We start from the raw sequence: 26,431 nt of genomic DNA on the forward strand, positions 1-26,431 counted from the left end.
AGGGACGCGCCACGTCCTGAGACGGCCCGCTGCCCTGGATTGCTTCGCGTCGCTCGCAAAGACGGCGAGGGTTTCAGGGATCGCTTGCTTGTCGCCACGATCCCCGAAAAGGAAAATGAAGTGTCGAAGGTTACGCCCGGGCGATCTGCTTGATCGCAGACTGGCCGGCATAGAGGGCCTGCGGGCCGAGGCCCTCCTCGATGCGGATGAGCTGGTTGTACTTCGCCAGCCGGTCCGACCGGGCGAGGGAGCCGGTCTTGATCTGCCCGCAATTAGTCGCGACCGCGAGGTCGGCGATGGTTGAATCCTCGGTCTCGCCCGAGCGGTGGGACATCACCGCCGTGTAGCCGGCGCGCTGGGCCATATCGACGGCAGCCAGGGTCTCGGTGAGCGAGCCGATCTGGTTGACCTTGATGAGGATGGAGTTGCCCGTGCCGTTGGCGATGCCCCGCGAGAGGCGCTCCACGTTGGTCACGAACAAGTCGTCGCCCACCAGCTGGCAGCGGCTGCCGACCTTGTCGGTCAGGAGCTTCCAGCCCTCCCAGTCGTCCTCGGACATGCCGTCCTCGATGGAGACGATCGGGTACTTGCCGACGAGTTCGGCGAGGTAGTCCACCTGGGCGGCGATGTCCCGGGTCTTGCCTTCGCCCTCGTACTGGTAGGCGCCGCCCTTAAAGAACTCGGTGGCGGCGCAATCGAGGGCGAGCGCGATCTCGGCGCCGGGCTTGAAGCCGGCCGACTGGATCGCCTGCATCACGAAGTCCAGGGCGGCCTCGGCCGACGGCAGGTTCGGGGCGAAGCCGCCCTCATCGCCGACGTTAGTGTTGTGGCCGGCCTTCTTGAGGGCGCCCTTGAGGGTGTGGAACACCTCGGAGCCCATCCGCACCGCCTCGGCAATCGAGTCGGCGCCGACCGGCATGATCATGAATTCCTGGAAATCGATCGGGTTGTCCGCATGGGCGCCGCCGTTGATGATGTTCATCATCGGCACCGGCAGCACCCGGCCCTGGACGCCGCCGACATAGCGGTAGAGCGGGAGGCCCGAAGCCTCGGCCGCGGCCTTCGCGACGGCGAGGGAGACGCCGAGGATCGCGTTGGCGCCGAGACGGGCCTTGTTCGGGGTGCCGTCGAGCTCGATCATCGCCTCATCGACGGCGACCTGATCCTCCGCATCCATGCCGCCGATGGCATCGAGGATCTCGGTTTGCGCGGCCTCGACGGCCTTCAGCACACCCTTGCGGAGGAAGCGAGACTTGTCGCCGTCGCGCAGTTCGACCGCCTCGTGCGCCCCTGTCGAGGCACCGGACGGCACCGCTGCGCGGCCGAAGGAGCCATCCTCCAGCAGCACATCGACCTCGACGGTCGGGTTGCCGCGGCTGTCGAGGATCTCGCGGGCGCTGATATTGGTAATCGCGGTCATGACTGTCTCCCCAGGGCCGCGGGCCGTTCGTCGCGCCGGCCGCACGGCCATGCGTCGCGCGGCGGCTTATCCGCCATGATCCGGCCCCCGGCAACCCGCAGGCGCCTCGCGACCCGGCGAAATCTTTGTGGCTGGGGGAGAAGGATTTCAGATGACGCTCGCGCGGGTGCGGCTGCGCCGGGCTCGCGCTATAGAAGCGCGATGACCAGCTCATCCGATCTCCTCCTGGGGCAGGCGACCCCTCTCCCCTCCTCCCCCGAGGAGGCCCGCCTCGACCGGGTTCCCAATCCCCATGCCGACACGGATTACGTCGCCCGCTTCACGGCGCCGGAATTCACGTCGATCTGCCCGGTGACGGGGCAGCCCGACTTCGCCATCTTGGTGATCGACTACGTGCCGAACCAGTGGCTCGTCGAATCGAAGTCGCTAAAGCTGTATCTCGGCTCGTTCCGCAATCACGGGGCTTTCCATGAGGACTGCACCGTCGCCATCGGCAAGCGGCTCGCGGGGCTTCTGGAGCCCCGCTACCTGCGGATCGGCGGATATTGGTATCCGCGCGGCGGCATCCCGATCGATGTGTTCTGGCAGACGGGCACGCCGCCGACGACCGTCTGGCTGCCCGACACCGGCGTGGCGCCCTATCGCGGTCGATGAGCAACCGGCACAAGAAAGGGCGGCCGGCTTGCGCCGACCGCCCTCAATGGAATGACTAGACCTTAGTAGCCGTAGCCGTAGTAGCCCGGGGCGCCGTAGCCGTAGGCCGGGGCAGCGTAGCCATAGCCGTAGGCCGGGGCGCCATAACCATAGGCGTCACGGGCAGCGCCGGCAGCGATCGCGCCAGCGGCGAGGCCAGCGATGCCAAGGCCGACAGCGGCACCCGTGCCGATCCCGCGACGGCCACCGTAGTAGCCGTGATGGCCATAGCCACCGTATCCACCGTGGAAGCCGTAGGGACGAGCCTCAGCGCCGGTCGTGGCGGCGATGCTGCCAACGGCCATCGTGGCGGCGGCGGCAATGATAGCGAACTTGCGCATGGTATCCTTTCTCAATCTCAGATCGATCATGGACCTATAACGTGGGCTCGCCCTGACGGTTCCAAAGGATTCACATCGCGTCATTTGCCTTTCCAGGCTGATGAACGCGCGTTCATCACAATGGCCATTCACCAATCCAGCGTGCGCATTCGCACACGCGAGCTGCGTACTCGGTGGAACCCCGTCGTTGCCAGTAGGAACTTGCGGGCACATGCACGCCGAGGGGCGATACTGAAACGCAATTTAATCGACGGTTCCAAGTAAACGGCCATTTGATGGGGTCAACGCCTCGCGATCCCGGCCATGCGGTCCGCATCTCTCTTCCTCGTCCTCACCCTCGCGGCCATTCCAGCCGCAGCCCAGCCTCTCCGCGCATCCCCCACCGTGCCCCAGACGGTGACGGATGCCGTCTACGTTCGACCCCTCTATGGCGGCCCCTACCGCCACTGCGGCGGCGAGTGCCTCAAGAGTGGCAGCCTGTCGTGGTTCTGCTCCGAGCGGCAGCAATGCGTCCTCAATTGTGCCGTCGCGCCGCCCACGCGGAAATGCGCGTCTCCGTGAAGCGGGATGCGCTCCGGCGCGAACGCGGGCATAGGAGAACCGGCGCCGGGATCGGACGCCGCCGGAGCCCCATTCGATGGACGCCCTCTCCCTGATCCGCGACACCTTCGCGCCCCTCACCAGGAAGGCGCTGATCGATATCGGATGCGGATCTGGAGGGCTCACGAAAAGCCTGACCGAAGCCGGGGCCTCGGTGACCGGCATCGATCCCGGAGAGGATGCCCTCGCCCGGGCCCGCAGCCTCGCGCCCTCCGCGAGGTTCGAAGCTGCCTCGGCCGAAGCGCTGCCCTTTCCCGATCACAGTGTCGATGGGGCGGTGATGCTGAACTCACTCCATCACGTTCCCGACCCTCGCCAGGCCCTGGCTGAGGCGGCGCGGGTGCTCCGGACCGGCTGCCGTCTCGTGGTGGTCGAGCCGCTGGCCTCGGGCACGTTCTTCGATGCCCTGCGGCCCATCGAGGACGAGACGACGATCCGTGCCGCGGCGCAGGATGCCATCGCCGCTGCCCTCGCGGAGAAGCGCTTCGCCTGCGAGCGGGACCTGATCCTCGACCGGCGCGAGAGCTTTTCCGACAGGGAAGCGTTCTTCGCCCGCGTCACCGCCGTCGATCCCGCCCGGGCCGATGCGATCCGGGACCGCCGGGATATCGTGGAGGCCGCCTTCGCCCAGGCCGCCGAGCGGGGGGAGGACGGGCGGTTCGCCCTCGTCCAGCCCCTGCGGATCCATGTGTTGATCCCGACGGGCTGAGGCCGTCACACGCCCTTAGTGCATTTTCCGGTACACTTGGATCACATCATCTCCACGGTCATTGCGAGCGGAGCGAAGCAACCCAAGGATCCGCTTAGGTCTGAGTTGTCCCGCTGCACCGGATTGCTTCGCTCCGCTCGCAATGACGGAAAGCACGCGATCCAATGACTTCCGAATCCGCTCTAGCGTGCTAGCGCGCCTTCGCGAGACGGTCGAAGGCGATCAGTTCCTCGAGGAGGGCAGGCATGTCCTTCAGTGCGACCATGTTCGGCCCGTCCGAAGGCGCGCGGTCCGGGTCGGGATGAGTCTCGATGAACACACCCGCCACGCCCACAGCCACCGCCGCGCGGGCGAGGACCGCCACGTATTCGCGTTGGCCTCCGGAGCTGGCGCCCTGGCCACCGGGCTGCTGCACGGAATGCGTCGCGTCGAAGACCACGGGGGCGCCCCCCGTCACCTCGGCCATGATCGGCAGGCTGCGCATGTCCGAGACGAGGGTGTTGTAGCCGAACGATGCACCGCGTTCGGTGACGATCACGTTGGGGTTTCCGGCACCCGTGATCTTGGCGGCGACGTGCTTCATGTCCCAGGGAGCGAGGAACTGTCCCTTCTTCACGTTGATGACACGGCCCGTCGCCGCGGCGGCGAGGAGCAGGTCGGTCTGCCGACAGAGGAAGGCGGGGATCTGGAGAATATCCACCGCCTCGGCGACCGGCGCGCATTGCGCCCCGTCGTGGACGTCGGTCAGCACAGGCAGGCCCAGGGTCTCGCGGATCTCGGCGAAGACCGGCAGGGCGCCAGCCATACCCATGCCCCTAGCCGCGCCGCCCGACGTGCGGTTGGCCTTGTCGTAGGAAGCCTTGAAGACGAGCCCGATCCCGAGCCGGGCCGTTAGCTCCTTGAGGGCGGCCGCGATCTCGAGGCCATGCTGCCGCCCTTCGAGCTGGCAGGGCCCCGCGATCAGCGCCAGGGGGAGATGGTTGGCGAAGGCGGCGTCGCGGGCGCGCACGACGGTGCCGGAAGAGGCGTTCGACATGGGCCGGGTCTAGCCCGCGTCGGGCGAAATAGGAATATGGGATGGGACCGGCGCGGGCGGACGCGCCACGCCACGCCACACTCCCATCGCCCGCACCCACCGTCATTGCGAGCGCAGTGAAGCAATCCAGGGGTGCGCCACCTTCTGAGACGGCCCGCTGTCCCGGGTTGCTTCGCTGTGCTCGCTAAGACGGCGAGGGTGCGATGGCGGGGCGTGTGAGGACGGTGCGCGATGCCCGTCAGCCCTTGCGCCCACTGGCCGACGCGATCCGGCAGACGGTGAGGTCCCCCGCCAGGGCGTCCGACCGTGGGCCGGTCTCGCAGAGCATCAACGTCCGGCCGGTGCCGCCCCGGCGGGGTGCGTCGGCGAGGAGGCTGTCCTGATGGAGGTTCAGGGCCAGGACCGTGGCCTGCTCCGCGTCGGTGCCGGTCAGCGCCCGGGCCGCGAGTCCGACGAGGTCGAAGTAGGCCCGGCCCGGTTCCCGGTCGAGGGAGGCAAGGGTGATCCGGGCGGGCGCCCGGCAATCGAGGCTCATCCGTTCGGCATCCTGCGCCCGGAAGACCGCGTAGGCCCCCGTCCGCCCCGCGAGGGAGGCGCCGGTCATGCGGATGACCTTCGCGGTGAGGGCATCGCAGGAATCGGCGGCCTGCGCCGGTCCCGCGAGCATCAGCCCCCCCGCGAGACAGCCGGCGGCGACGGAAAAATGTGGCATCGAGGGCATCCGGTCCTGTTCACACCCTACAATAGGGCGGTCGCACCTGGCGCAGGAAGCCTCCCCCTTCTCCCCACGGGACCCCATGCATCGTTTCGCCCTCGCCCCGGCCTTCCTCTCCGTCGCCCTCGGTGCGACGTCGCCCGGCCGGGCCGATCCCCTCCCCGCCTACGGACCCGAACTCGAAGGCTTCGCCTATCCGTTCCCGGTGGAGCGCTTCACCTTCACCTCCCAGCGTCAGCCGTTGCAGATGGCCTATCTCGACGTGAAGCCGGAGCAACCCAATGGGCGCACCGTGGTGCTGCTCCATGGCAAGAATTTCTGCGCGGCCACCTGGGACAGCCAGATCCGGGCCCTCACCGGTGCGGGCTACCGGGTCGTCGCGCCGGACCAGATCGGCTTCTGCAAGTCGAGCAAGCCCTCCGCGTACCAGTTCACCTTCCGGCAATTGGCCGAAAACACCCATGCCCTCCTCGGCAAGCTCGGCATCGAGCGGCCGGTCATCGTGGGTCATTCGACCGGCGGCATGCTCGCGGCCCATTACGCCCTGCTCTACCCGAAAGAGGTCGCGCAGCTCGTGATGGTCAACCCCGTCGGGCTGGAGGACTGGAGCGCCAAGGGCCTCCCGCCCATCTCCATCGACCGCTGGTACGAGCGGGAGCTGAAGACCACCGCCGAGTCGATCCGCACCTACGAGACGGCGACCTACTACGCGGGCCGATGGGAGCCGCGCTACGAACCGTGGGTCGGGATGCTGGCGGGCCTCAATTCTGGGCCGGGCAAGGAGGCGGTCGCCTGGGACTCGGCCCTGCTCTACGACATGATCGTCACCGAGCCGGTGGTCTACCGCTTCCCGCAGATCGCGGTGCCGACGCTTCTCTTCATCGGCCAGAAGGACAACACCGCCATCGGCAAGGACCTCGCGCCGCCGGAGGTGCGGGCAACGCTCGGCCACTATCCCGAACTCGGTAAGGCGGCGGCGAAGGCGATCCCCGGCGCGAAGCTCATCGAGTTCCCCGACTCGGGTCACGCACCGCAGATGTCGGAGCCGGAGGCATTCAACAAAGCGCTGATCGAGGGCTTGGAGACCCCGCCGTCATCGCGAACGAAGTGAAGTGACCCACGGCAGCGGCATCGTCGAAGGCATCCCGCTGCCCTGGATTGCTTCGCTCCACTTACTGTGACGGGATTGGCGCGGCGCCCTCCCCCCGCAGTGGGGGGGAGAGCGGTCGCTAGAACGCAGGTCGAACAGGTCGAGGGGCCCACACCCTCCACCTCATCCTGAGGTACCCGCCTCCGGCGGGCCTCGAAGGAGCCCTCCAGGGATCGCGCGGCTGGCTGGAGCCGTCCTTCGAGGCCGTCGCAGCGCGGCGGCACCTCAGGATGAGGGGACAATTTGGAGGACGGTGGCTGCCCCGACTCGTTCGAGGGTGGACCTAGAAGTACGACTGCAGTGTCCCGCGGCGGCGCACATCCAGCGTGGCGCAATGGAACGACCCGCCGAACGGGCCATAGCTCAGGAACGGCGCTGGGATCGGGTCGAAGCCCCAGTCCTTGAGCGCCTTGATGAGTGTCGGCTGGCTCTGATCGACGACGATTTTCTTCTCGGTGATCGCCAGAACGTTGATGGAGGTCCAGGGCGAGCACATCGAGATCTTGCTCATGAAACCCTCCACCGGGTCGGGGCGCGGGGCGATGAGCACGTCCCACTTCTTGAGCACGGCGGGGAGCTTCTCGACGTCCACGTAGTCCGGATTCACCAGCACCTTGCCCGGCGCGAGCGGCATGAACGACGAGTCGATGTGCATGGGCTGCGGGCAGCGGCTCTCGATCTCGTGGATGCGGAAGCCGGGGCCGAGATGGCGGCGCAGCCACTCGATACCCATCAGGTTCGTGACGTTCGAGCGGGTGACGAAGATGTCCCGGCCACAGCGCACGAAGTCGGCCGCATCGAAGACCGGCTCGAACTCGTTGACCGTAAATTGCATCGGCTCGCCGGCCTTCAGGTTCGGCACCCGGTAATCGTAATTGTAGAGATCGTCGGTCAGTTGCGGACGCGGGGCCGAGGTCCAGCGGGCGCCATTGCGGAAATAGTCCTTAAACAGCGAACGATAGGCGTCACCCTCAAAGTAGCGGGAGCGCCAGCACATCGGGCTCTCGATGATCTCGTCGCCGATCACGAGGTACGGGTCCCGGGGGCAGGCCACGCAGAAGCCCCGGGAGGACCAGCGCGGCGCCTTGAACTTGCGGGAGAAGTCGACCGTATCCGGCCGGCGTACCTTCACGCCCTCGCCCGCGAGGATCGTGATGAAGTTGTCGAGCTCGGCCTGCGCGAGCTTCTTCATGAACTTGGGATACTTCCAGCCGGAGGCGAGCCGATAGAACGGCTGCGCGGCCCGCGGCAGATTGAAGATCACCGTGAGATGGTGGGTCGGGATCGTCGCGCCGTCGAGCGAGCCGACGATCACCTCCTCCAGGGGATCCCATTCGTTCCACGCCATGACCGGCGAGTTCGGCGAAGGCGCCGCCGGTTCGCGCGAGGAGGAATAGCCCTCGACTCGTGCGCCCTCGTCCACGGCCTCGGCGGCCGTGATCGGTGATTCGCGCTCCATTGACGTGTGCCCCTTCTGCGACGTTTCGCGGTCTCATGTCCGGGACACCTAGCCCGTCCGCCGCTTTGCCCCTCGGTGTAGCAAACGGGTGATAGACACGGCTCATCCGTGCTGCAACGTGACGGAATAGCTTGTCGGGGCCGCTTGGACCTATTTCCGCCGCGACCGTGACCGATTTCCCGCATCAAGCCACTTGCGAGCTTGAAAGACGAAGATGAAGCGTCTCACGACACTGGCCTCGATTGCCGGTCTTTGCACCGTCGTGGGCCTATTCGCGTCCTCGGGGATCGAGGACGTGTCGGCCGCGGTGGTGAGCGCCGGATGGGGCGCGCTCCTTGTCCTGCTGGCTCGGGTCGTCGCCGTGGCTTGGGCCGGGCTCGGCTGGTACGTCGTCTTCCCGAAGGCTCCCCTGCCCCGCCTGCGCGACTGCATCTCCCTGCGCTTCGTGCGTGAGGGCATCAACACGCTACTGCCCGTGGCGACCGTGGGCGGCGACTTCGTCGGCGCCCGCCTGCTCGCCAAGCGAGGCGTGAGCGGCTCCATGGCCGGGGCCAGCATGTTCGTGGACCTGATGACGCAGGCCGTGACGCAATTGCTGTTCACCGTGCTCGGCCTCGGCCTGCTGATCTGGCTCGACGGCGACGGCCCGGTGGCCCGCACGGTCGCCGGCGGGGTCGCCGTGGCCATCCCAGCCCTGGCCGCCTTCTACCTCGTGCAGCGCCGGGCCGGTCACCGGGTGATCCAGGCCCTCCTCACCCGCTTCGCCTCAGGCCGCGAGTGGCGGGCGCTCGGGGCCGTCGATCAACTCTACGACGGCCTGCGCCGTCTCTACGGTGCGCCGGGACGGGTGGGCGCGGCCATCGTCGTCCACTTCGGCGGGTGGATCGTTGGGACTTTCGAAGTCTATCTCTGCCTGCACTTCATGGGTTACCCGGTGGACTTCACGCAGGCACTGGTGATCGAGAGTCTCGCCCAAGCCGTGCGCGGAGCCGCCTTCGCCGTGCCGGGTGCGCTCGGTGCCCAGGAGGGCGGCCTGATCGCCCTGTGCGGCCTGTTCTCCATCCCCGCCGAGGCGGCCCTGGCCCTGTCCCTGGTGAAGCGCTTCGCCGATCTCGGCGTCGGCCTGCCGAGCCTTCTGGCCTGGCACCGGATCGAGGCCTCCCTGCGCGCCAAGGGCGAGGAGGACGAGGCCGAGGCGGAAGTGGAGGCCGACCATGCGGACCGGTCCGTTCGGCGACCGAAGGCGGCCCCCCAGGCGGCCACCCTCGGTCCCTTCTATAGCTACGCTCCGCCGCGAATGGCGTCCCGGCTCGACGAGAAGGACCTGAAACGGTGCGCCTGATCCGCCGCTTCGCCGCCGCCCTCGTCCTGGCGCCGCTCCTCGCCGCCCCCGCCCTGGCGGGGGACGAGGCCGCGATCCAGACCGTGCGCGACCTTTACGCGTCGTTTTCCGCCGCCGTGAAGGACGGTGCCGGCCCCCTCCCCGCCCGGGTCGAGGCCGTGACCCCGGCCATCGACAAGGCGTTCGACTTCCCGGCCATGGCCCGGATCGCCGTCGGCTCGAAATGGTCCGGTTTCACGCCCGAGCAGCAGCAGGCGGTGACCAAGGCCTTCAAGCGCAGCCTGACGGTGACCTATGCCAACCGCCTGAGCCAGGCGGCCGGCGGCAAGTTCGACGTCATGCCGAAGGTCGAGATGCGCGGCGCGCAACGGGTGGTGCCCACCAAGGTCACTGCCAAGGACGGCGACGATTCGGCCGTCGACTTCGTGGTGAATGCGAACGATAGGGTGCAGGACGTGCTCCTCAACGGCGACGTGAGCGAGATCGCTTCCCAGCGGACCATGCTGGCGAAGCCCCTCGCGAGCGGCGGCGCGGATGGGGTCGTCAAGTTCCTCAACGAGCGTGCCGACGGCATGCTCGCCGCCAAGCCTGCCGCGAAGCCCGCGCAGTAAGCCGCCCTTCACGCCGCAGCCGGCGGCCCGACACCTCACGGACCCGACGGATGGATCTGACCACCCTGGCGTCGCAGGCGCTGCTCTGGCTCTCGCCGCTCTGCCTCGTCGTCGCAGGAGCCGGCTGCCTCTACGGGCTCGCCGCCGCTGTCTTCGTCACCCGCTACGGCGCCCGCCGGTCTCCCGGGTTCCCGCCCGGCCAGGAGCGCCCGGCGGTGACGGTGCTGAAGCCCCTCTGCGGGCTGGAGCCGAACCTCTACGAGAACCTCGAGACCGTGCTGCGCCAGGACTATGCCGGCGAAGTGCAGGTGGTGTTCGGCGTCCAGAATGCGGGGGATCCCGCCATCGGCGTCGTGCGGGCCCTGTGCGACGCCTATCCGCAGGCGCGGATCGACCTCGTGATCGACGCCCGCCAGCACGGCTCGAACCGCAAGGTCTCGAACCTCATCAACATGGCCGAGAAGATCGCCCATCCGATGATCGTGCTGGCCGACAGCGACATGGTAGTCGCGCCGGACTATCTCGACCGGATCGTCTCCGAACTCGCCCGGCCGGGCGTCTCCGGGGTGACCTGCCTCTATCACGGCGTCCCGGCCTTCCAGGGGGCGATGGGCCAGCTCTCGGCGCTGGCCATCGACGTCCAGTTCCTGCCGAACGTGGTGATGGGCTTGAGCCTCGGGCTCGCCAGGCCGTGCTTCGGATCGACCGTGGCGTTCACCCGGGAGAACCTGGAGGCCGTCGGCGGCTTCCGCCGCTTCCGCAACGACCTCGCGGACGATTACGCCATCGGTGCGGCCCTGCGCAGCCTCGGTGGGCGTGTCGTCATCCCGAGCTTCACCATCGGCCACACCTGCGTCGATACCGAGCTACCGGGCCTATGGCGCCACGAGCTGCGCTGGAACCGCACGATCCGCACCGTCGATCCGGCGGGCTATGCGGGCTCCGTGGTGACGCATGCCTTCCCGCTCGCGCTCATCGCCGCCATCCTGCCTGGTGCAGGCACGATCGCCCTCGCCGTGGCGGCGAGCGCGCTGGCCTGCCGGATCGTCCTGTGCCGGCAGGTGGAGCGGGCCTTCGGCCTGCCGCCGCACGCCTACTGGCTGTTGCCGATTCGCGACATCCTCTCCTTCATGAACTTCTCCTTCGCCTTCCTCTCGGGGTCGGTGACATGGAAAGGTCATGATTATCACGTGGTTGCGGACGGTACGCTGATCCCCGACGCGGACCTCGGCCGAGACGCCGGGGCGCCGACCGCCTGATCCGCCCGAACCCGACCTTCCGCCCAGCATCGAGGCCTTGAACCCCATGCGCACGCTTTTCCTCCAGGCCCCCACCTTCGACGGGTTCGACGGGGGCGCCGGCTCCCGTTATCAGGCCAAGCGCGAGATCAAGTCGTTCTGGTACCCGACCTGGCTGGCCCAGCCGGCTGCACTGGTGCCGAACTCGAAGCTGATCGACGCCCCGCCGCACAACATCAAGCTTGATGAGATCGTGGCCCAGGCCAACGATTTCGACCTCGTGGTGCTGCACACCTCGGTCCCGTCCTTCAAGTCGGACGTGAAGACCATCGAGGCGCTCAAGGCCGCCAACCCGAAGCTCATCGCCGGCCTGATCGGCGCCAAGGTGGCGGTCGACGCCGCCGGCGCCATGGCCCAGGCCCCAGCGGTCGACTTCTGCGCCCGCAACGAGTTCGACTTCACCGTCAAGGACGTCGCCGACGGCGTGCCGATGGCGGAGATCAAGGGCCTGTCCTACCGCAAGCCCGACGGCACCGTGGTCCATAATGAGGACCGCGAGATCATGACGGACATGGACCAGCTGCCCTTCGTCACCAGCGTCTACAAGCGCGACCTGGAGATGGAGAAGTACTTCATCGGGTACCTGAAGCACCCCTACATCTCGTTCTACTCCGGCCGGGGCTGCAAGAGCCGCTGCACCTTCTGCCTGTGGCCGCAGACGGTCGGCGGCCACACCTACCGCACCCGCTCGGTCGCCCACGTGATCGAGGAGATCAAGTACTGCCTGAAGGAGTTCCCCCAGACCAAGGAGTTCTTCTTCGACGACGACACCTTCACCGATAACCTGCCGCGCGCCGAGGAGATCGCCCGCGAGCTCGGCAAGCTCGGTGTGACGTGGTCGTGCAATGCCAAGGCGAACGTGCCCCGCGAGACCCTGAAGGTCCTCAAGGAGAACGGCCTGCGCCTGCTGCTGGTCGGCTACGAGTCCGGCAACCAGCAGATCCTTCACAACATCAAGAAGGGCATGCGCGTCGAGGTGGCGGAGAAGTTCACCAAGGATTGCCACGAACTCGGCATCGCTATCCACGGCACCTTCATCCTCGGCCTGCCGGGCGAGACGAAGGAGACGATCCAGGAGACGATCGCCTTCGCCAAGCGGATTAACCCGCACACGATCCAGGTCTCCCTGGCAGCGCCGTACCCTGGCACCTTCCTGTACAAGCAGGCGGTGGAGAACGGCTGGCTCGATGTCGAGAACGCCGAACTGGTGGACGAGAACGGCGTGCAGGTCGCGCCCCTGCATTACCCCCACCTGTCGCACACCGAGATCTTCACGTCGGTGGAAGAGTTCTACAAGAAGTTCTACTTCCGTGCGCCGAAGATCGCCTCCATCGTCAGTGAGATGGTGCGCTCGCCCGACATGATGAAGCGCCGCCTGCGCGAGGGCGTGGAGTTCTATCGCTTCCTCAAGGAGCGTCAGGGCACCGCCAAGGCTGCGTAATGAAGGCCGCATAACGACCGGGGGTCCGGGGCCTCAGGCCCCGGCGGGGTATGCGGGGCGGCGCCCCGCATTCTTTCCAGGGCCCTACCCTGGACCCGCGAGAGGGCTCGCCCTCTCGACACCCCTGACGAGGTTTCCGTGAAGCGTCTGGTCGTCACCGCGGATGATTTCGGGCTCAGCACCGAGGTCAACGAAGCCGTCGAGCAGGCCCACCGGGACGGCATTCTCACCGCCGCGAGCCTGATGGTCTCGGCGCCCGGCGCGGCCGATGCCGTAGCGCGGGCCCGGCGCCTGCCGTCCCTGAGGGTCGGGCTGCACCTCGTCCTCGTCGAGGCGTGGCCGACCCTGCCGGCCGCCGAACTGCCCGACCTCGCCGAGCCGGATGGCCTGCTGCGCGCGGACATGGCACGCCTTGGCCTCGATCTGGCCCGCCGACCCGCGGCCCGCCGGCAACTCGCTGCCGAGATCGCCGCGCAGTTCGAAGCCTTTCGGGCCACCGGACTGCCCCTGGACCACGTCAACGCCCACAAGCATTTCCACGTCCACCCGCTGATCGCGGGCGCGGTGCTGGCCATTGGCCGGCGCTACGGTATGCGCGCCCTCAGGGTGCCCCGGGAGCCCCGCGAGATCCTCCGCAGGGCTGAGCCTGGTGCTCGTCCCCGCGCCGCCCTCGATATTGCCCCTTGGGCCGCCTTGCTGGCCGTGCGCGCCCGTCAGGCGGGGCTGCTGATCCCCGATCGCACCCTCGGCCTGGCATGGTCCGGCGCCATGACGCCGCCGCGGGTGGCGGGGCTCCTGGCACATCTCCCCGATGGCCTGACAGAAATGTACACCCATCCGGCAACCGGGTGCGGCTTCCCCTGCGAGGCGGCGGGTTACCTCTACGCCCAGGAGCGCGATGCGCTGATCGCGCCGGCTTCCCTCGCTGCGGCCAAGGGTATCGCGAGGGGCGGGTTTTCAGACTTTTCCTGAGCCCCTCGTCATTGCGAGCGAAGGCGAAGCAATCCAGCGGCGCGACGTCCGGAAACGTCTCGCCACCCTGGATTGCTTCGCTGCGCTCGCGATGGCGGATGCGCGTCGGGCCGCGCCGGCTACTTCACCGGCACCGGCTCGGACCGGCGCTGGCCGAGGATCGGGCTCTTGTTGGCGGCCTCGCCTTCAGGGCGGTCCCGATCCGGCTGGGCCGGCGGCTCGCCCAGCGTCGCGGGCACCACGAAGAACGCCGCGAGCAGGGTGAAGAACAGGGACAGGGCCAGCAACTCGCCCATGCTCGCCGTGCCCGGGTGGCTCGACAGGACGAGTGAGCCAAAGGCGCTGCCCGTGGTCATCGCCGAGAAGAAGATCGCCCGGGTCAGGCTCGAGGCCAGCATGTCGGTCACCCCCGCCCGCCACGCGATGACGTAGTAGATGTGGAAGGCCACACCCACCGCCAGCATCAGTGGCAGCGCGATGATGTTGGCGAAGTTGAGCGGCATGCCGATCACCCGCATCGCCATCAGCGTCCAGAGGGTGGCGATCACCAGCGGACCCAGCGTCATCGCCACGTCCCAGGGCTTCCGCAGCGCCACCGAGAGGATCACGAAGATCAGCACCAGGGCGGTCACGGCGGCCTGCACGAAGGCGCCCAGGATCGTATAGGTCGATTGGGTCGTGGAGACGGGGGCGCCCGTCGCGTGCGGAGCGACCTTAAGGACTTCGTCGGCGAAGTTGCGCAGGACCTTGTCGTCGTTCGAGTTGCCCTTGGGGTGCACCTCGACCCGCGCCCGGCCGTCGGCGGCGACCCAGTCGGCCTTCAACTGCGGCGGGAGATTCTCCAGGGTGATCTTCTCCGGGTGGAGAAGGTCCCGCAGGCCCGAGAGCAGCGGGCCGAGATCCTTGGTCAACGCGACGGACGCCGCCTCACGCTTCTGCACGGGGCCGTCGGCAAGAGTATTGAGGGTGCCGGACAGTTGCTTGGCCGTTCCTGCCCCCGGCGTATCGGCCTTCGCCTCGTCGGCCGTGGTCTTGAGGGCGGCGGCGGCGTCCTTCAACGCTTTGACGTTGTCCGCATCGGTGGGCGGCGGCGGCTTCCGCGCCGGGTTCAACACCGGATCGAGGAGCTGCGCCGTATCGGCGACCTGCGCCAGCTTCTTGTCCTGGTCCGGCGGCACGAAAGTGTCGATGCTGGTGATGGAATCGGTCGCCGGAAGGGCGGCGAGCTTCTTCGTCAGCGCGGGGATGGCGGCGACGTCCGGGGCCAACACGTCGATGACGTTCGGGCTCGTCTCGGGATTCTTGATGAGGTCGAGGTAGGTCGCGATCGATTCCACCTTCGGGCTGCGCAGGTGCATCGGGTTCGAATCGAACGGCAGGGACCACAGCAGCGGCGTGCCGGCGAGGGTCACCAGCCCGACCGCGATGAGGATCGGCTTGCGGTTGCGGATGATCCACGGATCGACGCCCACGAGCCAGCGGGTCTCGACGGCGGCCTTCTCGCCTTTTGGCCGGAACACGGCGATCAGCGCCGGCAGCAACGTCAGCGAGAACAGGTAGGCCACGATCATGCCGACGCCGGCGATCAGGCCGAGTTCGGACACGCCGCGGAAGGCCGTCGGCAGGAAGGCGAAGAACCCGGCCAGCAGGGATACCGCCGCCAGGGTGAGCGACCAGCCCACGCCACGGGCGGCGGCGCGAATTGCACCCTGCAGGGTCGGCTGCTCGTAGCGGTCGGCCCGGTAACGCACGGAGAACTGGATGCCGAAATCGATGCCGAGGCCCACGAACAGGGCGGCGAAGGCCACCGAGATCGGGTTCAACTCGCCGACCAGCAGCAGGCCCAGAGCCGCCGTTACGATCAGGCCGGCGAAGGTCGTGATGATCACCCCGATCACCAGCGGGCCGGAGCGGAGCGCCAGCCACAGGAACAGGACGATCGCTCCGACGATAATGCTGTTGTTCAGCAGCGCATCCTGCGACAGCGTCGCGAACTCTTCGTCCGCGACGGCCACCGGGCCGGTCAGGCGCATCCGCAGGCCGTTCGCGGCATCGATCTTGAGGTCCTTGGCGACCTCCCGAATCATGCGCGTCGCCTCATAGCCCGGCTCCAGGGCGTTGAAGTCCAGCACCGGCTGGATCATCACGAACTTCAGCCGGTCCGTGACCCGGGTCTCGCCGTTGGACAGCAGCGTCTGCCAGGAGAGCCTGGCCGGCTCGCCCTTGAGGACCTTCTGAAGCGTGGCGTCGATCTGCGCCATCGGCTTGTCGAGATCCTCCAGCTTCGCATCACCCGACTTCACGCCGCGGGCGCCGAGGGTCAGGACGCGCATGATACCGCGGAGGGATGGGTCGGCGGCGAGCGGCCCGAGCAGCCCCTGTTGCTGCGTGAGCTGGTCGAGGGTCTTGTCCATCTCGGCCTGGGGCATCAGCAGGAGGCCGTTCTTCTGGAAGAACGGGCCCCCGTCGGGCCGGTAGACCGTCTCGATGAGGTTCTTGCGCTCGGACAGGGCCCGGGTGAGAGACGAGGCGGCCTCTTCGGTCTCCTCCGGCGTCTGACCGTCGATCACCGCCACGATGAGGTTGGACCGTTGCGGAAACGCCTTCTCGAAGGCGATCTCGTCCTGCCGCCACGGCTCCTTCGGATCGATCAGCCGTTCCACATCGGTGTTGATCCGGAACAAGTGGGCGGCGATCCCGAGGCTCGCGACCGTCATCGCCGCGACGAGGGCGATCACGATCCAGCGGAAGCGGACGGAAGACGCGACGAGACCTTCGATCACGAGTACCCTGCCAGTTCGTCCGGTCCGGGGGGCCGATCCTCCCGTTCCGGTAACGCTTTCCGGGCCGAACCGGTCGGAGGACCGTCGGGACCCGGGGTCGTCAGGCGACCACGCGCGGAGCAAGCCCGCAGCCGGTGCGAGGTTCCCGCATCCGGTGCCGACTTGCGGCGCAGTCGCTTGGCTCAGTAAAGACGCGGGCCGTCGATTGCAACGCGAGGGGCCCTGTCCGTCTCTTCCGTGTCACATCGGTGCGTTGTCGCACCGCTTTCTGGCCCCGCCCTTCATCTCCAGGGCGAATGGCCGTAATGCCGTCGCATTGTGCGCGTGGTAGTCGCGCCATCGTCCGGGGTTTCGCCCCGTGGCATCTGCCATGCCTGCCCTGTGGCGCGGTTGCGTCAGCCCTGGACTAAAGAGTTCGCCGCATCCCTGCACACCGTAGTTTGAGAGCAGTTCCAAGCTACGTTGCTGGAAATCGATAACTTATCGCGTTAAGCACCCCGATCATCCGGGGCCGACGAAGCTAAGGAGCCGCAACTTGGGTATCCCCCTCCGGTACGTCGCGAAGATCGGCGGCTACATTCTCAAGCAGCACCTGACGGGCCGCAAACGCTACCCGCTCGTGATGATGATGGAGCCCCTGTTCCGCTGCAATCTGGCCTGCGCCGGCTGCGGCAAGATCGATTATCCCGAGGAGATCCTCAATAAACGGCTGCCCGTGGACGAGGCTCTCGAGTCCGTTCGCGAGTGTGGTGCTCCGGTGGTGGTGATCGCCGGCGGCGAGCCGCTTCTCCACAAGGATCTTCCGCAGATCGTCGAGGGCATCATCGCGCAGAAGAAGTTCGCGATCGTCTGCACCAACGCCCTGCTCCTTGAGAAGAAGATCAAGGAATACAAGCCGAGCCCCTACTTCACCTGGTCGATCCATCTCGATGGCGACAAGGACATGCACGACCAGTCGGTCTGCCAGCGCGGCGTCTATGACAAGGCAGTCGCGGCGATCGCGAAGGCCAAGGAGATGGGCTTCCGCGTCACCATCAACTGCACGTTCTTCAACAACTCGAAGCCGGAGAAGATCGCCGACTTCTTCGACAGCGTGACCCGGATGGGCATCGACGGCATCACCGTCTCCCCCGGCTACGCCTACGAGCGCGCCCCCGATCAGCAGCACTTCCTCAACCGCAAGGCGACGAAGGACCTGTTCCGCGGCGTGTTCCGGCACGGCAAGGAGAAGGGCCGCGAGAAGTGGACCTTCCAGCAGTCGGGTCTGTTCCTCGACTTCCTGGCCGGCAACCAGACCTATCACTGCACCCCGTGGGGCAACCCGACCCGCACCGTCTTCGGTTGGCAGAAGCCCTGCTACCTCCTCGGTGAGGGCTACGCGGCGACCTTCAAGGAGCTGATGGACACCACCGATTGGGATTCCTACGGCACCGGCAACTACGAAAAGTGCGCCGACTGCATGGTCCATTCCGGCTACGAGGCGTCCTCGGTGGTCGATTCGGTCCGCAAGCCGTGGAAGCCGGTCGTCCAGATGCTCCGCGGCATCAAGACCGAGGGTGACATGGCCCCGGACGTGAGCTTGGAGAACCAGCGCCCGGCCGAGTTCGTGTTCTCGCGGAACGTCGCGCAGAAGCTGTCGGAGATCAAAGCCTCCGGCGTCGACACGAAGCAGGAAGCCCGCAAGCGCACCGCTGCCTGAGGGCATTCAAGACGCTGACGACACAACCGCCGCGGGAAACCGCGGCGGCTTTTCTTTGGGCCTGACGGTCGTCATTCACGTCGAAGACTGCGTAAGTCGTAAGGCGCCCTGCCGCACCGCCGTCATTGCGAGCGCAGCGAAGCAGGCCGGTCCCGAAGGTGGCGCTTCCCTGGATTGCTTCGCTGGCGCTCGCAAAGACGAGAGGGGTGACGGCCAGGAGGACGATGCCGGCGGCCCGCGCTCAGGCGGCTTCCGGCGGCTCGTCGTCCTCCGGTCCCCCCGGGGAGTTGAGGAGATCCTCCAACTCGTCCACGAGGCGGTCCGCCTGATCTTCGGTGGCGAGCACCTTCAGCACCTCACCGGTCTCTGCCTCGACGGCCAGCTCGATATGCGGGCCGACCCGCGTGGCGAGAATCCGGGCAAGGATCTTGATGGCACTCATGGGACGACATCCTCCGCGATGAGCCCGACCGCCACGGCCGGGCCACAGGTCGAGATCCAGGACGATACGGAACCGGCAGCTTCGACGCCGGATCGCGCGTGGAGCAATTCGGAGAGGCCCGTCCGCCGCCGGCCGAGCCTTGCGGCCAGCCTGTCGCCGAGGAAGGCCCCTGCGCCGCAGGTGACGAGGGGGGCGTCAGCCGGCAAGTCGGGGCGTGAGAGCAGCACGGCGGCGGCGTCGTGCAGCAGGCGCAATTGTGTCTCGGCGAAGTGGCCCGCCAGCGCCGCCCAGGCCGTACCGTCGCCCTCCCCCCGGTCGCGGCCAACCACACGGGCAAGGCGCGCCTCGCTCTCGGCGACGGACTTGCCCTTGCGGTCGCCGGTCCCCTGCTGGTCGGCGTCTGGCGGGAGGTCGCCCAGGATGCGGTAGACATCCCCGGCATGGGCGAACGTCTCGGTCATCAGCCGGGTGCGGCGGCCCCGGAAGGGCGCATGATCCGTGAGGCCGATGAGGGGCGTGCGTACGACACCGGTATAGACGAGTTCGCCGGTCTCCAGACGCTCGGCGTCGCTGTAGCCCGTGGCCGCCGGACGGCCCGCCAAGACGGGAATCAGGTCGGCGGTGGTCGAGCCGACATCCACGACGAGTGCGTCCGGGACGAAGCGTCCCACGAGGAGGGCGGTGGCGTACCAATTGGCTGAGGCGATGTCCCCGGCGACCCCTGCGGCGTCTGCCGGGGCGACGAAGCCGCCCCTGCCCGCGAAAATCCGCACCGGCCCGGCAAGCCGCGCGGACGCCCAGTCCGCCAGTGCGGCCACACCGGCTGTCCGGTCTGCGAAACAGTCCGTCAGCTCGCCGGTCATGGTGACGGCATGGACGGCGTCCTCCCTCGCCCAATCCGGCAACGCTCGAAGGGCGCCGTCGAGGGCGGAGACGCCTTGCCAGAGGGGGCAGGGAACCTGCACCGCCTCCACGACCCGGCGCCCATGGACCAGAGCGGCCTTGACGTGGACCCCGCCGAGGTCCCACCCGATGGTTTTTGCGATCGACATGCGCGGATGACGGGTTTCGACATCTCAGGGGGCGCGTCCGGCGAGGCCGGTTTCGCGGTGATTCCGGTGCTGGATCTGCGCGGGGGGCGCGTGGTCCGGGCACGCCGGGGCGAGCGCGCTTCCTATGCCCCGATCGAGACCCCCTTGGCAAAGGGATCCGATCCGGCGGCGGTGGCCGCCGGGCTGCTCAGGGCTTGGCCGGCGCGAATCCTGTACGTCGCCGACCTCGACGCGATCATCGACGGTGCCGCGCCCGATCACGGGGCCCTGCGCGCCATCGCCTCGTCCTGCCCAGGAATTGGACTCTGGGTCGATGCCGGCTTTGCCTCGGCGGACACCGTCGAGGCGTTTCTGGCGGCGGGCCTCGGGCGGCCGGTGATCGGAACCGAGAGCCAGCGCGACACCGCCCTCGTCGCCGGCCTGGGCGGACAGGCGGTCCTTTCCCTCGACACCCGGGGCAACGAGCGCCTCGGGCCCGATCCTCTGCACGACGACCCCTCCCTCTGGCCGCCGGACGTGATCGCCATGACTCTCGCCCGGGTCGGAGCCGGGGCCGGGCCCGATCTTGCCGCCCTCGCCGCCGTCCGGGCGCGGGCCGACGGACGGCGGGTCTATGCGGCCGGGGGGGTGCGCGGGCCGGGCGACCTGCTCGACCTCGCACGGGCGGGACTGGCCGGCGCCCTGGTCGCGTCCGCCCTCCATGACGGCACCCTCCGCCGGGAGCATGCCGGGGGTTTCGCCTGAACCTTCCGGGGCGGGCCCGGGGCTGCTACACCGGAGCGATTCCAGAAACCCCGCCGGCTTTCGAAGAGACGATGGACAAGTTCACGACCCTGGAGGGCGTCGCGGCGCCCATGCGGACGATCAATGTCGATACGGACAGGATCATTCCCGCCAAGTACCTCAAGACCATCAAGCGGACCGGGCTCGGCAAGAGCCTGTTCGCGGAGATGCGCTACCGCGAGGACGGCACCGAGAACCCGGACTTCGTCCTGAACCAGCCGGCCTATCGGCAGTCCAAGATCCTCGTGGTCGGCGACAATTTCGGCTGCGGTTCGTCCCGGGAGCATGCGCCCTGGGCCCTGGCCGACTTCGGCATCCGCTGCGTCATCTCGACGAGTTTCGCCGACATCTTCTTCAACAACTGCGCCAAGAACGGCATCCTGGCGATCCAGGTCGCTCAGGAGGATCTGGAGAAACTGTTCGAGGATGCCGAGCGCGGCGCCAACGCCACCCTCACCGTCGATCTTGCGGCGCAGACCATCCGGGGACCGGACGGGGGCACCCTGCATTTCGACATCGAGCCGGGCCGCAAGCATAACCTGCTGAACGGGCTCGACGAGATCGGCACCACCCTCGAACGCGGCGAGGCCATTGACGCCTACGAGAAGAAGCTCGCCGAGCGGGAATGGGCCTGAGGCCGGCGTAGGAGCGAAACGCTCGAGCACCTTTCGCCGAAGCAATCAGTGACGGGAAATTCAGCACAAGCAATGGTCTAGCGCTTTTTTTCTCTAATTCGAAAATTAGAGAAGATGCGCTAGCCGAACAGGTCGGTGACCATGAATCCGCGCGGTGCCAGACGCTCGGCCAAAAGGCGGCGGTGGCAACGCGCTGGGTCGCGCTCGAAGCAAAACAGGCAGGTCGCCGCACGACCCGCCAGGGTGACGAGTTCGTCGAGGGCGGCGATGCCATCGGCGCTTTCCAGGACGTCCTCGCAGTAGATTTTGCGAAGGAGCGCGGCGTCGTCTGCCCGGGCCGCCTCGCGCCCCGCTTTCGGCGTGCCGAGGGCGCGCAGGTGGGTGTAGCCTAGCCCCGCATCCTCCAGCCCCGCCTTCAGCGCGCCTTTCGAGAAGCCGCGCTTGCGTGAATTCGCGACCGCCCGCACGTCCGCCAGCACCGCGACGTCGGCCGCGCGCAAGGCCGCCGTCAGACGCTCCGGGTCGAGGCCTTCGTAGCCGATGGTAAACAGTGTCTTGCCCACGTCGCCCCGATCCAACTCCGCTTGCCCGTCTAGGACTTAGGCGCTTCGCCGCAGCGCTCCAAGCCCGTGGGTCGGGGACGATGTCGCTGAGAAGCAACGCGTCCCGGAATTCCGCCGCAATGTTTGCAAAGGTCCATTAACCGGACTGGGGGCATCGAATACCCCTGTCCTTGGCGCTTTTTTTGAGAAACGGGCGGTAGCGCTGATGTCGCGGGATCAAGTCTCTGCGCCGTATTTCGGTGGCGCCCTGGCGGGCTCGCTCTCGGCCGCGGTGCGCCTGTCGCGCCGGGCGGTGGCCGTCGCCCTCCTCGCCGGCCTCGCCGCCTGCGCGTCCAACAACGATTTTTACCCCACCAAGGGCGATGCCAAGCCCCACCCCGGCGTGGCGAAGGCCAAGCTTCATCCCATCCAGGGGATCGATATCTCCAAGTGGCAGGGGAACGTCGATTGGGCGTCCGTGCGGGCCGCCGGGACCCAGTTCGCGTTCATTAAGGCGACGGAAGGCGGCGACCATGTCGACGAGCGCTTCCGCGCCAATTGGGACGGCGCCGCCGCGGCAGGGATTCCCCGCGGGGCCTACCATTTCGTGTTCTGGTGCCGCTCCGCCCGAGAGCAGATGACCTGGTTCAAGAAGAACGTCCCGAACGATCCCGCCGCCCTCCCGCCAGTTCTGGATGTCGAGTGGAACGGCCATTCGCAGACCTGCCCGCACAAGCTCCCGAAGGATCAGGCCCTCGCTATGGTCCGGGAAATGCTCGAAGACATGGAGCGCTACACCGGCAAGCGCCCGATCATCTACACGGACATCACCTTCCACAAGGACGTCCTCGAGGGGGAGCTGCCCGATTATCCCCATTGGCTCCGGTCCACAGCCGCCGAACCGGAGCAGCGGTTCGTCAACCGCCGCTGGATGCTCTGGCAATTCACCTCGACGGGGCGGGTGCCAGGAGTCCGCGGCGACGTCGACCGCAACGCGTTCTACGGGACCCCGTCCGACTGGGCTTCGTTCCTCTCGACGGACTGTGATCCGCGGGACCATAAACGCCTTTCGGAACAAGGCATTTGTACCGATAAATAGGACCCATGTCTCTTTTCTGACGATTTTCAGAAATATTTTGAAATTTGTGGAACAATGGTCTGATCTTGCACAGACGGCGGCACGTCGATTGAGTAGGGAGATAGGAAGAACAACCCTTGTTTTGCGCCTATGCCCGTCGATCCTGCCGTCAGCCTAGAATCCAACCTCCTGCTCAGAGCTCTTCGCGGTGCAGACCGGGATCTCCTGAAACCGCATCTTGAGCCGATCACCTACGCCAAGGGCGCCACGATCTTCGAGGCCGGCGCGGCGGTGACCCATGTGACCTTTCCCTGCGAACACGCCGTCGCGACTCTGGTGATCACTACGAGCGACGGACGAAGTGCAGAGACGGCGACCATCGGGCATGAGGGCGCCGTCGGCGGTATCGTCAGCCAGGGCCACGTACCCGCCTCGACCCACGCCATCGTCCAGATCGCCGGGCCGATGCTTCGGATCGACGCGTATGCCCTGCAGGATGTGAAGCGGCAGTCGCCCTACGTCCGCGACCTCTTCGCCCGGTACTCGGATTGCCTGCTCGCGCAGGTGCTCCAATCCTCTGCTTGCAACGCGTTGCATCCCATCGAGCAGCGCTGCCTGCGCTGGCTGCAGACCCTCCACGACCGGATCGGCTCGCCCGTCCTGCCGATCACCCACGAGTTGCTGGCATCGATGCTCGGTGTGCAGCGCACTTACCTGACGCGGATCCTGCGGATCCTACAGGATCAGGGCCTAATCCGGGTGGGACGGGGGCGAATCACAGTCCTGGACAGGGCGAAAATGGAAATCGCATCCTGCGATTGCCATGCCCGCGTGCGGGATCACTACACCACTGTTCTGGGTGCAGTGTACGGCGATGGCGGCCTGGAGCGGATCGAGCCGCACAGCCTGTCGCGGTTCGCCGCGGTCGAAGTGCCATTCGACGAGCCGGGCGGGAAGAGGGCCAGCGAGATGGCTAAAGCCGGCCGCTAAGGAGGACGGCCGCTGACCCTAGTGTAAGACGTTCCGCCGGCCCGGATTGCGCCTAGCTGGATCGGCGTTCGAGCAACTCGATCAGCGCGCCGTCCGGTCCCTCGACAAAGGCGATGCGCAGGCCGGGGCCGCGCTCGGTGATGCCCGTCTTCACCGTGACACCCCGTGCTGTCAGGTCGGCAAGGGCTTCTTCGATATTCGGGACGGCGAGCCCGACATGCTCGATCCCGAGACAGGGGGTCGCCGCCGCCGGATGCGTGTCGGCCGGAGCCTGTTCAATGAAGACCGTGAGGCCGCCGAGATCCAGGATCACCCGCTGCACCGGGTTTTCCCCGACGCGGCCGGTTTCCCGGGCGCCGAACATCGTGGAATAGAAGGCCGCTGCCGCGACGGCATCTCGGCTGCGCAGATGAAGGTGGTCGCACAAATAGGTCATGGCATTTGGCTTACCCCGTGAGGCCGGGCTTGCAAGTCCCGGCTCTCGCCGTCCGTCAATAGACCGCCGTGAACTAGGCAGAATACGGGAGCCGGGCGGGTGCGCGTGGGGACCGCTTGACGCAAGCCGTGTTCGCGCGGACTTTCCGTGCTATGATCGTTGCAGAGATGCAACAGGCTTCCCACATGGGAGGCATCCCCGCTTCGCCGAAAGCTTCAGACGACCGATGCGCAACCCCTACGACGTGCTGGGCGTGCCCAAGGGTGCGAGCGAGGCCGATATCAAGAAGGCCTATCGCAAGCTCGCCAAGGAGTTTCACCCCGACCGCAATAAGAATGACGTGAAGGCCAAGGACCGCTTCTCGGAAGTGAACTCGGCCTATGAGATCCTCGGCGATGCCGACAAGCGTAAGCAGTTCGACCGGGGCGAGATCGACGCCGAGGGCAAGCCCCGGGCGGCCGGTTTCGAAGGGTTCGGAGGCTTCGGTGGCGGCGGCGCCCGGGGCTTCGATTTCGAGTCGATGGCCCGGAACCGCGGCCCCATGGGGGGCGCCGCCGGCGGCATGGGCGAGGACATCTTCTCGCACATCTTCGGCGAGGCGTTCCGCGCCGGGGGAGCCGGGCCCGGCGCCGGCCGCCAGCCGCACCGGGGCGAGGACGTCGCCGCCGAGCTGATCGTCACCCTGGAGCAGGTCGGTGGGGAGGAGAAGCTCCGCCTCAACTTGCCCACCGGCCGCGAGGTCGATGTGATGATCCCTAAGGGCGTCGTCGATGGTCAGACCATCCGTCTGCGGGGCCTCGGTCATCCTGGCGGTCCACGCTCCGAGCCCGGAGACGCGCTGCTCACCATCCGCATCCAGCCCCATCCCCGCTTCAAGGTGGAGGGAGCCGACCTGCGGGTGAGCGTGGATGTGCCGCTCGACGATGCCATCCTCGGCGGGACGATCCGGGTGCCGACCCTCACCGGTGCCGTCGAGATGAAGATGCCGCCCATGACGAGTTCGGGCCGGACCTTCCGCCTCCGCGGCAAGGGCCTTCCGAAAAAGGACGGCAGCCGGGGCGACCTGCTTGCCACTACGGCAATCATGCTGCCGGCGGGTGACGACGAGGCCCTGGCCGAGTTCGCCCGGGCCCGGCGGGCCGCACGGGTCGGCTGAACAAGTCGAAAGACCGTCAATCCGGCCCGGTTGCCCCGGGCCGGACTTTCGTCCCCGTCGCGCCTCCGCTAAGGAACCCCCGGCGCTACCGGCGCCGCGTTACTCCGGGAAGCGACATGGCGGAACACGGGCACGGGATTCTTGCGGGAAAGCGGGGGGTGATCCTCGGGGTCGCCAACAACCGCTCCATCGCGTGGGGGATCGCCCGGAGTGCCCGCGCCCACGGCGCCGAGCTGGCTTTCACCTATCAGGGCGATGCGTTGCGCAAGCGCGTGGAGCCGCTGGCCAAGGAACTCGACGCCCACGTCATCGGCCATTGCGACGTGACGGATGCCGCCTCCATCGACGCGGTGTTCGAGGAAGCGGGGCGGCTCTTCCCGGAGGGGATCGATTTCGTCGTCCACTGCATCGCCTTTTCCGACAAGGACGAGCTGACGGGGCGCTACATCGAGACGAGCGAGGAGAATTTCAGCAAGTCGCTGCTGATCTCTTGCTACTCGTTCACCGCGGTGGCCCAGCGGGCCGAGAAGATCCTGCGGCCCGGCGGCTCCCTTCTCACACTCACCTATTACGGCGCCGAGAAGTGGATGCCGCACTACAACGTGATGGGCGTGGCCAAGGCGGCCCTCGAAGCGTCGGTGCGCTACCTCGCCGCCGACCTCGGCCCGAAGAACATCCGCGTCAACGCGATCTCGGCGGGCCCGATCAAGACCCTGGCCGCCTCAGGCATCGGCGACTTCCGCTACATTCTGAAGTGGAACGAATACAACGCGCCGCTCCGCCGGACCGTGACGATCAGCGAGGTGGGCGAGACGGCGGCCTACCTCCTCTCCGACATGGCCGCGGGCATGACCGGCGAGATCCTCCACGTCGACGCGGGCTACCACGTGGTGGGCATGAAGAACCCCGAGGCGCCGGACCTCAGCCTCGACCGGGATTAAGCCGGCCTCTTGGGCCAGGATCCCTCGCGAAGACGGACGCTAAGCCGGCACGATCGAGATGCGAAAAAGGGCTGCCCCGGGGACGGGGCAGCCCTTTTTCTTGCTGT

26 protein-coding genes are annotated in these 26,431 nt (G+C 67.4%); 16 read left to right on the forward strand and 10 right to left on the reverse strand.

The features are described 5' to 3' along the window. Positions 1-130: 130 nt before the first annotated feature. Complete coding sequence (eno, locus tag MFF22_RS12385) at positions 131-1,420, reverse strand: phosphopyruvate hydratase (protein ID WP_238249269.1); 1,290 nt, start codon at positions 1,418-1,420, stop codon at positions 131-133. A 201-nt stretch (positions 1,421-1,621) separates the two neighbouring features. On the opposite strand from eno, the gene queF reads away from it, so the two are divergent. Further along, on the forward strand, positions 1,622-2,074 hold the full coding sequence (queF, locus tag MFF22_RS12390) for a preQ(1) synthase (RefSeq protein ID WP_238249270.1): 453 nt from the start codon (positions 1,622-1,624) through the stop codon (positions 2,072-2,074). Between the two features lie 62 nt (positions 2,075-2,136). Here queF and MFF22_RS12395 read toward each other — a convergent pair whose 3' ends face one another. Next, the gene (locus MFF22_RS12395) at positions 2,137-2,454 is read right to left on the reverse strand and encodes a hypothetical protein (protein WP_238249271.1); all 318 of its coding nucleotides are present in this window, start codon (positions 2,452-2,454) and stop codon (positions 2,137-2,139) included. A gap of 303 nt (positions 2,455-2,757) precedes the next feature. Here MFF22_RS12395 and MFF22_RS12400 point away from each other — a divergent pair, with 303 nt between their 5' ends. Next, positions 2,758-3,015 (forward strand): hypothetical protein, encoded by a 258-nt coding sequence (locus MFF22_RS12400; RefSeq protein WP_238249272.1) that lies wholly within the window; start codon positions 2,758-2,760, stop codon positions 3,013-3,015. 76 nt (positions 3,016-3,091) lie between these two features. After that, positions 3,092-3,763, forward strand: a complete 672-nt coding sequence (locus MFF22_RS12405) for a class I SAM-dependent methyltransferase (RefSeq protein ID WP_238249273.1) — start codon at positions 3,092-3,094, stop codon at positions 3,761-3,763. A 190-nt stretch (positions 3,764-3,953) separates the two neighbouring features. On the opposite strand, the gene kdsA is transcribed toward MFF22_RS12405, so the two are convergent. Together kdsA and MFF22_RS12415 are read right to left on the reverse strand one after the other, a co-directional pair. After that, complete coding sequence (gene kdsA, locus MFF22_RS12410; RefSeq protein WP_238249274.1) at positions 3,954-4,799, reverse strand: 3-deoxy-8-phosphooctulonate synthase; 846 nt, start codon at positions 4,797-4,799, stop codon at positions 3,954-3,956. Between the two features lie 238 nt (positions 4,800-5,037). Further along, the gene (locus MFF22_RS12415; RefSeq protein ID WP_238249275.1) at positions 5,038-5,511 is read right to left on the reverse strand and encodes a hypothetical protein; all 474 of its coding nucleotides are present in this window, start codon (positions 5,509-5,511) and stop codon (positions 5,038-5,040) included. Between the two features lie 85 nt (positions 5,512-5,596). Between MFF22_RS12415 and MFF22_RS12420 the strand changes: the two genes are divergently transcribed. Next, entirely contained in the window at positions 5,597-6,625 is a 1,029-nt protein-coding gene (locus MFF22_RS12420; protein WP_238249276.1) for an alpha/beta fold hydrolase, read from the forward strand. 322 nt (positions 6,626-6,947) lie between these two features. Here the strand turns inward: MFF22_RS12420 and MFF22_RS12425 are convergent, their stop codons facing one another. Further along, entirely contained in the window at positions 6,948-8,123 is a 1,176-nt protein-coding gene (locus tag MFF22_RS12425; RefSeq protein WP_238249277.1) for an amidinotransferase, read from the reverse strand. 214 nt (positions 8,124-8,337) lie between these two features. Between MFF22_RS12425 and MFF22_RS12430 the strand changes: the two genes are divergently transcribed. The 5 genes from MFF22_RS12430 (at position 8,338) to hpnK (ending at position 13,787) form a co-directional block, all read left to right on the forward strand. Then, positions 8,338-9,465 carry an HpnL family protein gene (locus MFF22_RS12430; protein ID WP_238249278.1) on the forward strand — a complete coding sequence of 376 codons (1,128 nt, stop codon included), beginning with the start codon at positions 8,338-8,340 and terminating at the stop codon, positions 9,463-9,465. Next, complete coding sequence (locus MFF22_RS12435) at positions 9,456-10,076, forward strand: MlaC/ttg2D family ABC transporter substrate-binding protein (protein ID WP_238249279.1); 621 nt, start codon at positions 9,456-9,458, stop codon at positions 10,074-10,076. The genes MFF22_RS12430 and MFF22_RS12435 overlap by 10 nt, the downstream gene beginning before the upstream one ends. A gap of 50 nt (positions 10,077-10,126) precedes the next feature. After that, on the forward strand, positions 10,127-11,335 hold the full coding sequence (hpnI, locus tag MFF22_RS12440) for a bacteriohopanetetrol glucosamine biosynthesis glycosyltransferase HpnI (protein ID WP_238249280.1): 1,209 nt from the start codon (positions 10,127-10,129) through the stop codon (positions 11,333-11,335). A gap of 46 nt (positions 11,336-11,381) precedes the next feature. Further along, positions 11,382-12,815 carry a hopanoid biosynthesis associated radical SAM protein HpnJ gene (gene hpnJ, locus MFF22_RS12445; RefSeq protein ID WP_238249281.1) on the forward strand — a complete coding sequence of 478 codons (1,434 nt, stop codon included), beginning with the start codon at positions 11,382-11,384 and terminating at the stop codon, positions 12,813-12,815. A 138-nt stretch (positions 12,816-12,953) separates the two neighbouring features. Next, on the forward strand, positions 12,954-13,787 hold the full coding sequence (gene hpnK, locus MFF22_RS12450; protein WP_238249282.1) for a hopanoid biosynthesis-associated protein HpnK: 834 nt from the start codon (positions 12,954-12,956) through the stop codon (positions 13,785-13,787). Positions 13,788-13,906: 119 nt separating this feature from the next. Here the strand turns inward: hpnK and MFF22_RS12455 are convergent, their stop codons facing one another. Then, entirely contained in the window at positions 13,907-16,570 is a 2,664-nt protein-coding gene (locus MFF22_RS12455; RefSeq protein ID WP_238249283.1) for an MMPL family transporter, read from the reverse strand. Between the two features lie 535 nt (positions 16,571-17,105). Here MFF22_RS12455 and hpnH point away from each other — a divergent pair. Beyond that, positions 17,106-18,269: an adenosyl-hopene transferase HpnH gene (hpnH, locus tag MFF22_RS12460; RefSeq protein WP_238249284.1), complete on the forward strand. Its 1,164-nt coding sequence runs from the start codon at positions 17,106-17,108 to the stop codon at positions 18,267-18,269. Positions 18,270-18,510: 241 nt separating this feature from the next. On the opposite strand, the gene MFF22_RS12465 is transcribed toward hpnH, so the two are convergent. Further along, a complete protein-coding gene (locus tag MFF22_RS12465; protein ID WP_238249285.1) occupies positions 18,511-18,711 on the reverse strand; it encodes a hypothetical protein in 201 nt (66 codons plus the stop codon). Next, on the reverse strand, positions 18,708-19,763 hold the full coding sequence (locus tag MFF22_RS12470) for a hydantoinase/oxoprolinase family protein (RefSeq protein WP_238249286.1): 1,056 nt from the start codon (positions 19,761-19,763) through the stop codon (positions 18,708-18,710). Before MFF22_RS12470 ends, MFF22_RS12465 begins: the two co-directional genes overlap by 4 nt. A 6-nt stretch (positions 19,764-19,769) precedes the next feature. On the opposite strand from MFF22_RS12470, the gene MFF22_RS12475 reads away from it, so the two are divergent. Both MFF22_RS12475 and leuD read left to right on the forward strand, forming a co-directional pair. Then, a complete protein-coding gene (locus tag MFF22_RS12475) occupies positions 19,770-20,507 on the forward strand; it encodes a HisA/HisF-related TIM barrel protein (protein ID WP_238249287.1) in 738 nt (245 codons plus the stop codon). Between the two features lie 71 nt (positions 20,508-20,578). Then, the gene (leuD, locus tag MFF22_RS12480) at positions 20,579-21,181 is read left to right on the forward strand and encodes a 3-isopropylmalate dehydratase small subunit (protein ID WP_238249288.1); all 603 of its coding nucleotides are present in this window, start codon (positions 20,579-20,581) and stop codon (positions 21,179-21,181) included. 119 nt (positions 21,182-21,300) lie between these two features. On the opposite strand, the gene MFF22_RS12485 is transcribed toward leuD, so the two are convergent. After that, complete coding sequence (locus MFF22_RS12485; protein WP_238249289.1) at positions 21,301-21,744, reverse strand: DUF488 domain-containing protein; 444 nt, start codon at positions 21,742-21,744, stop codon at positions 21,301-21,303. Positions 21,745-21,949: 205 nt separating this feature from the next. Between MFF22_RS12485 and MFF22_RS12490 the strand changes: the two genes are divergently transcribed. Beyond that, on the forward strand, positions 21,950-22,822 hold the full coding sequence (locus tag MFF22_RS12490; RefSeq protein ID WP_238249290.1) for a glycoside hydrolase family 25 protein: 873 nt from the start codon (positions 21,950-21,952) through the stop codon (positions 22,820-22,822). A gap of 129 nt (positions 22,823-22,951) precedes the next feature. Further along, a complete protein-coding gene (locus MFF22_RS12495; protein WP_238249291.1) occupies positions 22,952-23,791 on the forward strand; it encodes a Crp/Fnr family transcriptional regulator in 840 nt (279 codons plus the stop codon). A 52-nt stretch (positions 23,792-23,843) separates the two neighbouring features. Here MFF22_RS12495 and MFF22_RS12500 read toward each other — a convergent pair whose 3' ends face one another. Next, complete coding sequence (locus tag MFF22_RS12500) at positions 23,844-24,227, reverse strand: VOC family protein (RefSeq protein WP_238249292.1); 384 nt, start codon at positions 24,225-24,227, stop codon at positions 23,844-23,846. 226 nt (positions 24,228-24,453) lie between these two features. On the opposite strand from MFF22_RS12500, the gene MFF22_RS12505 reads away from it, so the two are divergent. Together MFF22_RS12505 and fabI are read left to right on the forward strand one after the other, a co-directional pair. Next, positions 24,454-25,383: a DnaJ C-terminal domain-containing protein gene (locus MFF22_RS12505; protein ID WP_238249293.1), complete on the forward strand. Its 930-nt coding sequence runs from the start codon at positions 24,454-24,456 to the stop codon at positions 25,381-25,383. A gap of 116 nt (positions 25,384-25,499) precedes the next feature. After that, positions 25,500-26,324 (forward strand): enoyl-ACP reductase FabI, encoded by an 825-nt coding sequence (gene fabI, locus MFF22_RS12510; RefSeq protein WP_238249294.1) that lies wholly within the window; start codon positions 25,500-25,502, stop codon positions 26,322-26,324. The last annotated feature ends 107 nt before the right edge of the window (positions 26,325-26,431 follow it).

The sequence above is a fragment of the Methylobacterium persicinum genome, assembly GCF_022179525.1.
Taxonomy (GTDB): domain Bacteria; phylum Pseudomonadota; class Alphaproteobacteria; order Rhizobiales; family Beijerinckiaceae; genus Methylobacterium; species Methylobacterium persicinum.

What these genes read in the sequence shown, in the direction of transcription:
- eno (WP_238249269.1), bottom strand. Translation starts at nt 1,420, where the DNA reads ATGACCGCGATTACCAATATCAGCGCCCGCGAGATCCTCGACAGCCGC.
- queF (WP_238249270.1), top strand. Translation starts at nt 1,622, where the DNA reads ATGACCAGCTCATCCGATCTCCTCCTGGGGCAGGCGACCCCTCTCCCC.
- MFF22_RS12395 (WP_238249271.1), bottom strand. Translation starts at nt 2,454, where the DNA reads ATGCGCAAGTTCGCTATCATTGCCGCCGCCGCCACGATGGCCGTTGGC.
- MFF22_RS12400 (WP_238249272.1), top strand. Translation starts at nt 2,758, where the DNA reads ATGCGGTCCGCATCTCTCTTCCTCGTCCTCACCCTCGCGGCCATTCCA.
- MFF22_RS12405 (WP_238249273.1), top strand. Translation starts at nt 3,092, where the DNA reads ATGGACGCCCTCTCCCTGATCCGCGACACCTTCGCGCCCCTCACCAGG.
- kdsA (WP_238249274.1), bottom strand. Translation starts at nt 4,799, where the DNA reads ATGTCGAACGCCTCTTCCGGCACCGTCGTGCGCGCCCGCGACGCCGCC.
- MFF22_RS12415 (WP_238249275.1), bottom strand. Translation starts at nt 5,511, where the DNA reads ATGCCACATTTTTCCGTCGCCGCCGGCTGTCTCGCGGGGGGGCTGATG.
- MFF22_RS12420 (WP_238249276.1), top strand. Translation starts at nt 5,597, where the DNA reads ATGCATCGTTTCGCCCTCGCCCCGGCCTTCCTCTCCGTCGCCCTCGGT.
- MFF22_RS12425 (WP_238249277.1), bottom strand. Translation starts at nt 8,123, where the DNA reads ATGGAGCGCGAATCACCGATCACGGCCGCCGAGGCCGTGGACGAGGGC.
- MFF22_RS12430 (WP_238249278.1), top strand. Translation starts at nt 8,338, where the DNA reads ATGAAGCGTCTCACGACACTGGCCTCGATTGCCGGTCTTTGCACCGTC.
- hpnI (WP_238249280.1), top strand. Translation starts at nt 10,127, where the DNA reads ATGGATCTGACCACCCTGGCGTCGCAGGCGCTGCTCTGGCTCTCGCCG.
- hpnJ (WP_238249281.1), top strand. Translation starts at nt 11,382, where the DNA reads ATGCGCACGCTTTTCCTCCAGGCCCCCACCTTCGACGGGTTCGACGGG.
- MFF22_RS12465 (WP_238249285.1), bottom strand. Translation starts at nt 18,711, where the DNA reads ATGAGTGCCATCAAGATCCTTGCCCGGATTCTCGCCACGCGGGTCGGC.
- MFF22_RS12470 (WP_238249286.1), bottom strand. Translation starts at nt 19,763, where the DNA reads ATGTCGATCGCAAAAACCATCGGGTGGGACCTCGGCGGGGTCCACGTC.
- MFF22_RS12475 (WP_238249287.1), top strand. Translation starts at nt 19,770, where the DNA reads ATGACGGGTTTCGACATCTCAGGGGGCGCGTCCGGCGAGGCCGGTTTC.
- leuD (WP_238249288.1), top strand. Translation starts at nt 20,579, where the DNA reads ATGGACAAGTTCACGACCCTGGAGGGCGTCGCGGCGCCCATGCGGACG.
- MFF22_RS12490 (WP_238249290.1), top strand. Translation starts at nt 21,950, where the DNA reads ATGTCGCGGGATCAAGTCTCTGCGCCGTATTTCGGTGGCGCCCTGGCG.
- MFF22_RS12495 (WP_238249291.1), top strand. Translation starts at nt 22,952, where the DNA reads ATGCCCGTCGATCCTGCCGTCAGCCTAGAATCCAACCTCCTGCTCAGA.
- MFF22_RS12500 (WP_238249292.1), bottom strand. Translation starts at nt 24,227, where the DNA reads ATGACCTATTTGTGCGACCACCTTCATCTGCGCAGCCGAGATGCCGTC.
- MFF22_RS12505 (WP_238249293.1), top strand. Translation starts at nt 24,454, where the DNA reads ATGCGCAACCCCTACGACGTGCTGGGCGTGCCCAAGGGTGCGAGCGAG.
- fabI (WP_238249294.1), top strand. Translation starts at nt 25,500, where the DNA reads ATGGCGGAACACGGGCACGGGATTCTTGCGGGAAAGCGGGGGGTGATC.